Origin of the sequence: Rickettsia endosymbiont of Culicoides newsteadi, from assembly GCF_002259525.1 — a bacterium.
Classification (GTDB): Bacteria; Pseudomonadota; Alphaproteobacteria; order Rickettsiales; family Rickettsiaceae; genus Tisiphia.
The window spans coordinates 1-11,649 of the sequence record NZ_MWZE01000036.1; the positions used below are offsets into that span (position 1 = coordinate 1).

Below are 11,649 nucleotides of genomic sequence, written 5' to 3' on the forward strand. Positions count from 1 at the left end.
TGAGTAAAGAATAGTAACAATAAAGAGAACGAAAGTTAAAGAGTTAATGAATAAGTATTCTGAATAAAATCCGTAATTATGTCGAGGCTCTAGAAGCCGTGGGAATGAGAGGTCACTCAAGGATATTTATAAGAATGCAGAAACCATTATGGCACTCGATGCCGAATATATGACCGCTTCCTTTGTGGCTCTATTTTTTTATTTTCTTTCTTGACAAATTCACTCGTCCATATATGACACAAGGGCAGCTATCACCCCTGCGAAGGTAGGGGTCTAGAGCATAACTATTGAAAGTTAGAAGAAGCAGCGGTTTTAGACCTGGTAGTTTAAAAGTCGTATATGGGGTAACGTCATTGCGAGGAAGACCGCAGGTCGACGAAGCAATCCATAAAAGTAACCAAAGATGGATTGCCGCGACCTACTTGCGTGGTCTCGCAATGACAGAAAAGATATCTAAAACCCACATCTTCTTCTAACTTTCGACAATTGCGAGATATAGAGATTCCTGTACCAAAATAGGGATAACATTTAAAAACTTACCAAGATTAGCTATATAATACAAAAGTAAATATGAGTACAATCAACAAAGTAAATCATTTAGCTATCATCATGGATGGTAATGCTAGGTGGACATTAGGGAAAGACCTACCTAAATTTGAAGGACATAGAGTAGGTGCTGATAAAGTAAAAAAATTATTAGCAAATTTTATAGAACTTAATATACCTTACGTTACACTTTATACTTTTTCATTAGAGAATTGGCGTAGATCAAAGACTGAGGTCACATTTTTATTGAAATTATTACGTTATTATCTAAAAAATGAGACTGAGGCACTGCACAAGAATGGGGTTAAAATAAAAATTATCGGTAAATTGGATTTGTTGGATTCCGTGTTACAAAAACAAATTCATGATGCTATGGAATTAACAAAACATAATAATAAAATAACTCTTTGTCTTGCTTTTAGCTATGGCGGGCGAGCAGAAATTGTTGATGCCTGTCAGAAAATTATCGATTCTGGTAAAACAAATATTGGTGAACATGAGTTTATTAATTATCTGTATGATCCAGAAATGCCAGATGTAGATTTATTAATTCGCACTGGTGGGGTATATAGAATCAGCAATTTATTATTATGGCAAATCGCATATGCTGAACTATATTTTTCACCTAAATACTGGCCTGACTTTGACAAACAAGATTTATTAGAAGCATTAGATGATTACTCAAAAAGGAAGAGGACTTTTGGTGGCAGGTAAGAAAAAGTCTAATATATTCATGAGAGTATTATCAGCCTTAGTAATAGGACCGGTATTTATTATATCGATAATATCTATCAAGTCGTTATTTTATATATTGATGTTATTAATTGCCGTAGGTATGTTATATGAATGGTATCAGATGACCAAACCATCAATAACCAAATCGTCCTTTCTTTATGGATTATTTGGGTTGATTATTATTCCCATTCCTATTATATCTTTAGTAATAATTGCTACTGAAGATAAAAATCGGTGGCTATTATTACTCTATTTTACTATAATATGGTCAGTTGATATATTTGCTATGATTGGCGGGAAAAATATAGGCGGTATTAAGCTTGCTCCCAAGATTAGTCCTAACAAAACTTGGAGTGGATTAATCACAGGAGTATTAGCTAGCGGGGTTGCGGCATTTTTATTGAGTTTGCTGCCAGGGTTTGATTTGCCAACTTACTATTTGTTAAACAAACGGCACTTAATTATAGCAGCTTTTTGTTTAGCACTAATAGCACAAATGAGCGATTTATTTATTTCATATTTCAAACGCAAATTTGCTATTAAAGATAGTGGCACTATAATACCAGGTCATGGAGGCGTTTTAGACCGATTCGACAGCATAATTCTCACCGCCCCAATATTATTTTTATTATTAAAATATTATGAATTATCAATATCTTATTGATTTAGTTAAAAGATCCAAAATTATAATATTTAATGTTTTGCTTTCTTTACTATTAGCTTATTTTATTTTCCATTCTATTTATGGTAATAGGGGAATTATTGCTTATTTTACATTAAATCAACGACTGGAAAAAGCCTATAGTGAGCTAGAAACTTTAAGGGCAGAACGTGTTGAACTTGAACATAAAGTAAAACTACTTAGACCAGAATCTCTAGACAAGGATATGCTTGACCAAGAAGCTAGAAGAGTTTTAGGAGTGGCGTCTCCAACAGAACAGGTATTTACCGTAAAATATGTGGTAAGCAATATAAAAGATTAGGAGGTTATTATTAGTACTATAGTTTTTTACAATGATATTCCAGAAAATTTTAATATTGATGGAGACTTAGCAATCGATACAGAAACGATGGGATTAAAAGTGCATAGGGATAGATTATGTCTTTTGCAAATGAGTAATGGTGATGGTGATGCTTATCTAGTAAACTTTATTGACAAGAACTATGCAGCACCTAATTTAAAAAAATTATTACTTGATAAAAATCGGTGTAAAATATTTCACTATGCTCGATTTGATTTAGCCGCAATAAAGAAATATCTTGAAATTGATTTAGAGAATATCTTCTGTACCAAAATATCTTCTAAATTGGTTAGAACCTACACTGATTCCCATGGCTTAAAAGATTTATGTCGCGAATTGATTTCAGTGCAAATTTCTAAACAACAACAATCTTCCTATTGGGGAAGAAATGAGCTTACGGAAGAACAAAAAGAATATGCTGCCAAAGATGTCCTTTATTTACATCAGCTACGTTCTATCTTACAAGATAGATTATTAGCCGAAAATAGGCTAGACCTTGCAAAACAAATTTTTAAATTCTTACCTATTAGAGCTAATTTGGATCTGATAGGCTGGAACGATATCGATATTTTTATGCACTAAGATTCCCGCTTCGGTGCGGAATCTAGACCCATGCTTACGCAGGGGAACACTAAGTCCCTTGTCATTCCCGCGTAGGCGGGAATCTGGATACCTGCTTTCCCAGGTATGACATTAAAAAGACAAAACTATATAGTAATAAAACATGTTAACTATCAGTAAGTTTTTTTTCCTACCAATTAAATCACATATTAACGTTAGTGATAATATAATTGATGGACTTAAAAGATTGGGGATCATCAATTTAAGAGATTTGCTATTTTACCGCCCTACTTCTTATCAAGTTAAAACAATTTCACCCAATTTATCTTTACTGAAAAATGGACAGTTAATTCAAGCGGAAGTAACAATTGAAGAAATTCTTGTTCCTAAAAGCAGAAAGCAGCCTTTAAAAATCTTAGTATCTAATGAGACCGGTTCTATTCTACTGATATTTTTTAATAGACCACCTTATTTTCTGCTAAATAAACTTACGATAGGTAGTAAGCAAATAATTGAAGGCAAGGTACAAATATTCTCTAGCTTAGCTCAAATATCTCACCCAATATTTATTTTTGATAAAAAACTTACCAACTCTATACAATCAATTTATCCTTTAACTTATGGAATAATTAATAAGCAACTTTATTCCTATATAATAAAGGCTATTGATTTGCTTGAAAAAGAGTGTAACAGTATCCCTAAAAATTTTCAAGAAATAAAGGATTATATTGAATCTTTATTAAATGATTTAAAAATCATGCATTTATACCAAGTTCATGATACTAAATTACAAACTCAATCCTTAAGACGATTAGCAGCAAGAGAACTATTTGCTAACCAGCTATCATTACAACATCTCCGTCAACAAACAAAATTAAAACAAGGTAATTCATTTACTAAATCCGTTCAGCTACAACAATCAATACTTAAAATATTAGGATTTGAACTAACATATGACCAAAAAAAAGTCATTGAAGAAATTGAAAAAGATCAATTATCTCCTACAGAAATGATGCGTTTACTGCAAGGTGATGTAGGGTCTGGCAAGACCCTGGTAGCTTTATTAACAATAGTCAATGTAGTATATCATAAATTTCAAGCTGCACTAATGGCTCCTACTGATTTATTAGCAAATCAACATCACCAATTCTTTGTTAAAGCCTTAAGTGAAAGCGGAATAAAGATTGGTTTACTTACTGGAAAAATATCTAGCAAAGAACGCAATAAGCTATTATCAGAGCTAGAAAACGGAGATATTGATATATTAATTGGCACTCATGCATTATTTCAAGAAAAAGTAATTTTTAAAAATCTAGGTTATATTGTCATTGATGAGCAACATAAATTTGGTGTACAACAACGGCTTGATTTAATTAATAAAGCTTCATATCCCGATGTTTTAGTAATGACAGCCACCCCTATTCCTAGAAGCCTTACTTTGACTATGTTTGGAGATATGGATATTTCTAAATTAACCAGTAAGCCAAAAAATCGACTACCAATTATTACTAGCATCTTACCCAAAACAAAACTAAATAATGTAATTTCCGTTTTGGATAAAAAACTAACATCTGGAGAAAAAATTTACTGGATATGCCCCCTTATCGATCAAACTGATGAAGAGTTAGTAACCCAGGAAAAAAACACTAGACCTCTTGCAAAACTCGCTTATGCTGAGGAATTTGAAGGAGACGCGGAACGCAGAACCGCAGCGTACTCTAATGTACGGGAGGATTCGAGTACCGCATCATTGTCCAGATTACCAGCAGAAGTAGAGTTTTGCAAGAGGTCTACTGGGCTGACTGACGTTAATACCAGATTCATTAGCATTGAAACCGCCTACCCTAACATTACAACTACTATACACGGCAAAATGAAAAATGAACAAAAAGATGCGATTATGCAACAATTTAAGAATGGTAATATTAAAATTCTTATTGCAACAACTGTAATTGAAGTGGGTATTGATGTCCCAGATGCCACCTTAATCGTCATAGAGAATGCCGAGCAGTTTGGTTTAGCTCAATTACATCAGATAAGAGGTAGAGTTGGACGTGGAATGTTACAATCTCATTGTATTCTTCTATATGATCCTCAAAAATTAACTATACTTGCAAAATCTAGATTTGAAGTGATGAGAAATAGTAATGATGGCTTTTATATAGCTGAGCAGGATTTACTGTTAAGAGGTAGCGGAGAAATATTAGGAACAAAGCAAAGTGGTGAGATAAGATTCTTTTTTGCTGATCTAGCTAGAGACTTAGACCTTTTAACTAAAGCTAATAAATTGGCAGAAGAAAGTTCAAATAATCATTCAGAATTATTGACACTTCAAACAAAATTATTTGCTAAAGTAGAATTTAATGAATTAAACTAGGAAATTGCCGAAGATAACTAACTAAAAATTCAATAATATTTACAATAAATTCAATTTAAATTAATATAAGTAAAGATTAAATATTAATTTAATTTAATTTATACTTGTGTATAATTTTTTTATAGTTTAATCTCTAAGTTATTGTAAATAATATTTAATAAAAGGTATAAAATGCTAGAAAACAACTCAGATCAAGATAATTCAGATCAAGAAGATACATGGCGTAATGAATTAGGAGAAACATACGAGGAGCAAGAGGATCGTTTAGATCGTGAAGAATCTATTAGAAAACGCAATGCTATTATATTTGTTTTTATTCCGATGATAATTGGGTTTTTAATATTTACTCATTTTTTTCTTAATTACATAGAAGAAAAGAATAAATTGACGAGACAACAACAATCAACTATTGTCAATAGTAGCCAAGATACAAAGAAAGAAAATAATTAAATTAGCGAAATCACGTGGTAGTAAAATTGCTTCCAGAAAATTCTGAGCTATAGTCAATTGATGAGAAATTGGCAAAAGAGTGTGGTGATTTACCTATTGCTTTTAGAAACTCGGCTACTTATTCCGAAAAAACAATTATTTGAGTTAATTATGAGTAAAGTTGTTCAAGAAAATACCAGAATTATTCCTAATCGGCAAACTAGCCTTACCAGAGAACAAAAAGAAGCTGTTGGGTTGCTGTCAATAGGAACATTGCTTGAATATTTTGACTTAATGCTATATGTTCATATGGCAGTATTGTTGAATGAATTGTTTTTTCCACAGAGTGATCCGCACACTACTACTCTTTTGTCAGCTTTCTCCTTCTGTGCTACTTTTGTTTTTCGACCAATTGGGGCTTTGCTATTTGGTTGGATAGGCGATAAAGTAGGTCGTAAAACTACACTAGTTGTCACAACTTTCATGATGGCATGTTCTTGTTTGATGATGTTTATTTTGCCGACTTATGCCCAAATTGGCATTACCGCTTCGGTATTAATCACTATTTGTCGGATAGTGCAAGGTATGTCATCCTTAGGAGAAGTAGTAGGGGTTCAATTATATTTAACGGAAATGACTAAGCCACCAATACAATATCCTGTTGTTGGTTGTATTTCAATATTTGCTGATTTAGGTGGAGTATGTGCTTTAGGTATTGCAGCACTGGTTACTGCATATAGCTTTAGTTGGCGATATGCTTTTTTATTTGGTGCAATGATTGCCTTGGTGGGAGCTATGGCAAGAATACGGCTTAGAGAAGCTCCAGAATTTGCTGATGCAACCAGAAGGCTGCTAAATAAACTTAAAACTTTCGGTTTTGAGAAAAAAGATATTACTAATCAAGAAATGCTAAATGAAAAAGTTAATACAAAAACTATATTAGCTTATTTATCAATTGAATCTACAGGACCAATTATTTTCTATTTTGTATATATACATTGTGCTACTATACTGAAAAGTACCTTAAATTATAGTGCTGAACAAATTATTAATCATAACTTGCTTGTTATAATAGCAGAGCTAATTACCAGTATTATAATTACTTATTTGAGTTATAAGATATGTCCACTAAAAATTTTAAAAATAAAATTAGTAATTTGTGCTAGTATTATTATATTCTTGCCATACTTATTAACTGATATCTCATCACCTTTCTATTTATTATTATTGCAGTTTTTTATATTGCTATTTCAGACAGGGGCATTTCCAGCAGTATCAATATTTTATAAGCAATTTCCTGTATTTAAACGTTTTAGATGTATCAGTATATCTTGTGCTATGATACGGGCAATAATGTATGTTGTGGTCTCTTTTGGGTTAGTTTACTTAATAGAGTATTTTGGTAATTGGGGCATAGTAATATTATTTGTGCCTTTCCTTGTGGCCTATGGATTTGGTCTGCGTCATTTTGCAATGTTGGAGAAGTTACGCGATGCTTAGTATATGTTTAAATTTGCAATTACAAAATTTCTAGTTCGTTGGTATTATGTTCTCTAGATACAGAGTTATGGCATAATTTATACAAATAATTCTCCAAATTTATATAGCCAAAATAAGTGCATACCGCTAGAAAACTCTGTGCTGTTTCACCAACTATCTTCTTAATCTTATCAGGAGATTTTGCACCAATAGTTTGCATATTATGAATTCGATCAAATAGTTTTATTACTAAAATATCTTTCTTATTTTGAGAATATAATATACTCATTGTCTCTGCCGCACTGATTTTTCCATAAGATTTCACCCGAGTCAAATCTACCACTTGACTAGCAACTTGCTCACCAAAAACTCTACCAATCATCTCTTCGGTAAAAGCTGTATCTTCAATAGTATCATGTAGTAAACTGGTAATGATCATATCAGTTCTGTAATATTTTGGCATATTTAGTGCGGTATATTCGGCAACCATATACGCTACCTCTATCGGATGGGAGTAATATAGATCACCGGATTGTCGCATTTGGCTACCATGATACTTTTTGGCGTAATATATACCTTTTGTAATCTCATTAATATTTACAGGTATAGTTACTTGCTGATTTAGCTCAGATAATTTACTTAGTAACCTATCAGCATATTTACAAGATTCATATTTTTCTTGCCAATCATTAATATCTTCCATATAACTCCTATTACATTATTCTAATTATAAAGTATATTAAACTAAAAATTAAAATACTAGCAAATAATTTATTATATGCTTCTTAAAATAATAAGTATTTTGTTATATTTAAGTTACAACCCTATATAAATCAATCAAGTCTTATATATTTCCAATTATAATTTTTTCTGTTGTTCTAACTTATAATATAAAAATATTATCTGTTTTAATTGATTATAATAAATACGTCGGTCTAAATGAACAAAATTTTTATGGATGCCGACAGTCCAATCTAGTTGCCAAGCAGTGGCAATTAAATCGCCTTTAACTCGATAATCAAGTTTTTTACAGAGCTATCTTTAAACGCAAAATTTGTCATTCCCGCTTCGGTGCGGAATCTAGACCACGCACCAAAGCAGGTATGACACTAAGTTAAGCAGGGATGAAAACCATGAACCTATATTTTATTCAAATCTGCAAAAAAACTTGATTATCGAGTATCAAAAAATTATATGTTAATTTAAATTGAATTCATTGTAAATGACTATTGGGTTGCTGATTAGTTGTAAAACTTTGATATATCAATAATTTAGCTATAGAGAAAATATTACCACACTAATCATCTCCGAAAGAAATAAAAAAAAATATTGCTAAAATACCACACGAAATTAAGGGGGTACTAACCATCAAAACCATATCTGATGCCAGTGAATTATTGAACATTGTCTTTATTAAGAAAAAATAACTATATTTTAATAAAAAATTAGTTGACTATTTAATGCAGGTTATATTTAATTAAAAACGTAAATATTGCTAACAAGGTTTAAACACGTTGAAAACACGATATATGGCTGATAATTTTGAGGATGATAAAGGGAAGAAGAAAGATAGTGCAGACTTTGCTCAAATAATGAATGTTGTTAATGATATCAAAGGTCGTGTAAAGGACTTGAACCCAGTTACTTTCGAATCATTAAAGTCTATGCTTGCCAATGTTCTTGATGCTCATCCGGAAGTTGCAGAATTTGCCAATATTAAGGAAATGTTTGAACAATTAGAATTGACTCTTAAAGAAGAAGAACAACGGGTTAAATCAGCAATTGTTGCTTTGATTAATGAAGAAAACAGAGCTGCTGAAGTCAAAAGAATAGAAGAGGAAGCGGCAGAAAAAGCCCGTGAGGAAATAGAAAGGCGGGCAGAAGTAGCAGGGGTATATAAAACTTTTGATTCTTTTCATAAGGATTATCTCAAGGAACAACAAGAAGAGAGTAAACATTTAGATAATGCAATAAAAGCTATCGAAGAAGGTAGGGAAATTGATGCAGAGACTAAGAAAAAATTAACCCAAACCCCGGCACAAATAGAAGAAGAAAAAAGACGTTGGCAACATATTAAACAAACCGACGAAACAGCCGAAGAGGAGAAAAAACTCCATTCTAATGAAATACAAAACATCAAGAAGCTTGAAGAAAAAGTTGCCCATCTACCAGCAAATCATCCAGAAAGAGTTTCTTTGGCTAATACAAGGAAATATCATGAGCATCACCATGGTTTAGCTGAAGTCAAGAAAGCAGAATGTGCAGAACATTATAAAATAATGGATGAATGTGCTGAGAAAGTTCGTCGTCTTGAAGAAGCTTCTAAGCGAACAGGGCGTGATGAAGAGCTTTCTCAACTATTAAAACAAAATTTGCATAAAATACATGAAATTACCTCAAATCCCTTAGTTAAAGAAACAAGTAGAGAGGTAGTACAAGAACCTTCTCTTTCACTGTTGCCAGATGGAAGTTCTGCACCTACTGCTATGTCATTGCAACAAAGTTCAGATAAACAACAAGTAATTCCTAACTATGATGAGAAAGAACGTACAAATAAAGTAACGGAACAGGTAGAACAAATAAAAGAGAAATTAGGCTATGGACAAAAACAGTCAACAGCAGCAGGAAAAACTGCTACTGGAGAGAAAAATGGAACAATAACACCTAATGAAACTCCTAATGCTAAAGCTCTTGATCCCAAAAAAGGCAGAGCTGGTAGGTGGTAAATTATGATAAAACAAAAAGATTTAAACACAGCAGAAGAGTTTCAATACCTTGGGGAATATTATTATAGATTAGCTGTTGACATGGAAGATAAGGGTGAACCACAGAAAAAAATAGATGCTAGTTGGAGTACTGCTTCTATAAATTTTTGGCAAGCTTTAACTTTAGGTAGTACAAAAGCCCCTCTTTCTTTATTCAAATGTTTTGGACAGGGATTAGGTGTAAACAAGAATGATGATGTAGCCACTCTAATGTACGGCACAGCATTGCAATTTACTCCTAAAGATTGTGCTAATAATATTAAAGATGAAAATAAACCAGTAATTGCTAAATCTATGCAACCAAGAATCGATGAGTTGGTGAAATTAGTAAAACAGACTCATAAGCAAGTTCCTAGTGAGGGGATAAGTATGGAAAAAGTCCTTGATCAGATGGATAAATTTAACCATGCTATCAAGCTTCCATCTGGCAAATTAATACAGAGCTGTTTTACTGAGAAAAATATCCAAGATACTAAAGCAAAAGAGTTAAAATCCAAAGCATTGGATTTAACAAAGAATCTACCAAATTACAATAAGACAACAATAGCTACTAAAAACCATAATTCTAAGAAAATTAACAGTATTACATCTAGAAACGGTTTCGGTATTTTATAAATCAATAGGAGGATAAGATTATGGCAAAAGCAAAAGATTTAAATACAGCAGAAGAGTTTTACAATTTTGGAGAATATTATTATAAATTAGCAGATGACATGGAAGGCAGGAATGAATCACAGGAGAAAATAGATGCTAGTTGGAGTACCGCTTCTATAAATTTTTGGCAAGCTTTAACTTTAGGTAGTACAAAAGCCCCTCTTTCTTTATTTAAATGCTTTGGACAAGGGCTAGGGGTAAAAAAAGATGATGACATAGCCGCGTTAATGTATGGTACAGCATTGAAGTTTACCCCTCAAGATTGTGCTAAGCTTCCAACTAACAGTAAACCAGTCATCCCTAAATCTATGCAACCTAAAATTAAAGAACTTATTAAGTTAGTACAAAATACTCATGACAAGATTCCTACTAAGGGGATAAGTATGGATCAGGTTCTCGATCAGATGGATAAATTTAATCATGCTATCAAACTACCAGGAGGCAAATTAATACAGAAATGTTTCACTGAAAAGAGTACTGCAGCAACTACTTATGATGAACATGGGGCATCGACTTCTGCCCATGACACCTCTGCTGACAGCGGTGTACATGATATAGCAATAGGTGGAGAGAGTCCTGACCATTATCCTCCTCATCATTAGTGTAAAATGTCATACCTGCGTAGAAGAATTGTCACCCCTGCGTAAGCAGGGGTCTTAGATTCCAGCCTACACGGGAATGACAATAGTAAGCGGAAATGACAGGGTAAAAACGTCATTGCGAGAAGGCGTAAGCCGACGAAGCAATCCAATAAGTGTGGATTGCCACGACCACTATGTGGTCTCGCAATGACGCCAGAATAAAAATTATTTTTCTTATATCACTTAGTGCAGCGATAAAATACTATATACTAAATATATTAACACAAAATATTGAAAAAATATGAGCCATCAGAAGTCAACAACAAAGCCAGGTCAACTATGAGTAAAGTTGTTCAAGAAAATACCAGAATTATTCCTAATCGGCAAACTAGCCTTACCAGAGAACAAAAAGAAGCTGTTGGGCATAGTACCCTACAATTTTTGTAACAATGTAGGGAAGTAGGGATCAAAATCGGTAATTGAGTCATACTCCAAAATTC

Annotated in this window: 11 protein-coding genes; 10 read left to right on the plus strand and 1 reads right to left on the minus strand. The window is 32.8% G+C overall.

All coding sequences use genetic code 11. The annotated features are described in order from the left end of the window. The first annotated feature begins 570 nt into the window (after positions 1-570). From uppS to RiCNE_RS03675, 7 genes are all read left to right on the plus strand, one after another. The gene (gene uppS / locus RiCNE_RS03645) at positions 571-1,260 is read left to right on the plus strand and encodes a polyprenyl diphosphate synthase (protein WP_192866928.1); all 690 of its coding nucleotides are present in this window, start codon (positions 571-573) and stop codon (positions 1,258-1,260) included. Next, positions 1,220-1,945: a phosphatidate cytidylyltransferase gene (locus RiCNE_RS03650; RefSeq protein ID WP_094649263.1), complete on the plus strand. Its 726-nt coding sequence runs from the start codon at positions 1,220-1,222 to the stop codon at positions 1,943-1,945. Before uppS ends, RiCNE_RS03650 begins: the two co-directional genes overlap by 41 nt. Then, positions 1,923-2,264: an FtsB family cell division protein gene (locus RiCNE_RS03655; RefSeq protein ID WP_094649264.1), complete on the plus strand. Its 342-nt coding sequence runs from the start codon at positions 1,923-1,925 to the stop codon at positions 2,262-2,264. Before RiCNE_RS03650 ends, RiCNE_RS03655 begins: the two co-directional genes overlap by 23 nt. 9 nt (positions 2,265-2,273) lie before the next feature. Continuing rightward, the gene (locus RiCNE_RS03660) at positions 2,274-2,885 is read left to right on the plus strand and encodes a ribonuclease D (RefSeq protein ID WP_094649265.1); all 612 of its coding nucleotides are present in this window, start codon (positions 2,274-2,276) and stop codon (positions 2,883-2,885) included. Between the two features lie 142 nt (positions 2,886-3,027). Beyond that, positions 3,028-5,241, plus strand: a complete 2,214-nt coding sequence (locus tag RiCNE_RS03665) for an ATP-dependent DNA helicase RecG (protein WP_094649266.1) — start codon at positions 3,028-3,030, stop codon at positions 5,239-5,241. A gap of 171 nt (positions 5,242-5,412) precedes the next feature. Next, the gene (locus RiCNE_RS03670; protein ID WP_094649267.1) at positions 5,413-5,691 is read left to right on the plus strand and encodes an RC1041 family protein; all 279 of its coding nucleotides are present in this window, start codon (positions 5,413-5,415) and stop codon (positions 5,689-5,691) included. Between the two features lie 150 nt (positions 5,692-5,841). Continuing rightward, positions 5,842-7,170, plus strand: a complete 1,329-nt coding sequence (locus tag RiCNE_RS03675; protein ID WP_094649273.1) for an MFS transporter — start codon at positions 5,842-5,844, stop codon at positions 7,168-7,170. Between the two features lie 19 nt (positions 7,171-7,189). Here the strand turns inward: RiCNE_RS03675 and RiCNE_RS03680 are convergent, their stop codons facing one another. Further along, complete coding sequence (locus RiCNE_RS03680; protein WP_094649268.1) at positions 7,190-7,852, minus strand: HD domain-containing protein; 663 nt, start codon at positions 7,850-7,852, stop codon at positions 7,190-7,192. Between the two features lie 826 nt (positions 7,853-8,678). Between RiCNE_RS03680 and RiCNE_RS03685 the strand changes: the two genes are divergently transcribed. From RiCNE_RS03685 to RiCNE_RS03695, 3 genes are read left to right on the plus strand one after another with little or no spacing between them, the layout of a single operon-like run. Continuing rightward, complete coding sequence (locus RiCNE_RS03685; protein ID WP_094649269.1) at positions 8,679-9,875, plus strand: hypothetical protein; 1,197 nt, start codon at positions 8,679-8,681, stop codon at positions 9,873-9,875. A gap of 3 nt (positions 9,876-9,878) precedes the next feature. Then, a complete protein-coding gene (locus tag RiCNE_RS03690) occupies positions 9,879-10,529 on the plus strand; it encodes a hypothetical protein (protein WP_094649270.1) in 651 nt (216 codons plus the stop codon). 20 nt (positions 10,530-10,549) lie between these two features. Continuing rightward, the gene (locus tag RiCNE_RS03695; protein WP_094649271.1) at positions 10,550-11,170 is read left to right on the plus strand and encodes a hypothetical protein; all 621 of its coding nucleotides are present in this window, start codon (positions 10,550-10,552) and stop codon (positions 11,168-11,170) included. Positions 11,171-11,649 lie beyond the last annotated feature (479 nt).

Coding starts and splice junctions, on each gene's coding strand:
- uppS (WP_192866928.1), top strand. CDS start 571: ATGAGTACAATCAACAAAGTAAATCATTTAGCTATCATCATGGATGGT.
- RiCNE_RS03650 (WP_094649263.1), top strand. CDS start 1,220: ATGATTACTCAAAAAGGAAGAGGACTTTTGGTGGCAGGTAAGAAAAAG.
- RiCNE_RS03655 (WP_094649264.1), top strand. CDS start 1,923: ATGAATTATCAATATCTTATTGATTTAGTTAAAAGATCCAAAATTATA.
- RiCNE_RS03665 (WP_094649266.1), top strand. CDS start 3,028: ATGTTAACTATCAGTAAGTTTTTTTTCCTACCAATTAAATCACATATT.
- RiCNE_RS03670 (WP_094649267.1), top strand. CDS start 5,413: ATGCTAGAAAACAACTCAGATCAAGATAATTCAGATCAAGAAGATACA.
- RiCNE_RS03675 (WP_094649273.1), top strand. CDS start 5,842: ATGAGTAAAGTTGTTCAAGAAAATACCAGAATTATTCCTAATCGGCAA.
- RiCNE_RS03680 (WP_094649268.1), bottom strand. CDS start 7,852: ATGGAAGATATTAATGATTGGCAAGAAAAATATGAATCTTGTAAATAT.
- RiCNE_RS03685 (WP_094649269.1), top strand. CDS start 8,679: ATGGCTGATAATTTTGAGGATGATAAAGGGAAGAAGAAAGATAGTGCA.
- RiCNE_RS03690 (WP_094649270.1), top strand. CDS start 9,879: ATGATAAAACAAAAAGATTTAAACACAGCAGAAGAGTTTCAATACCTT.
- RiCNE_RS03695 (WP_094649271.1), top strand. CDS start 10,550: ATGGCAAAAGCAAAAGATTTAAATACAGCAGAAGAGTTTTACAATTTT.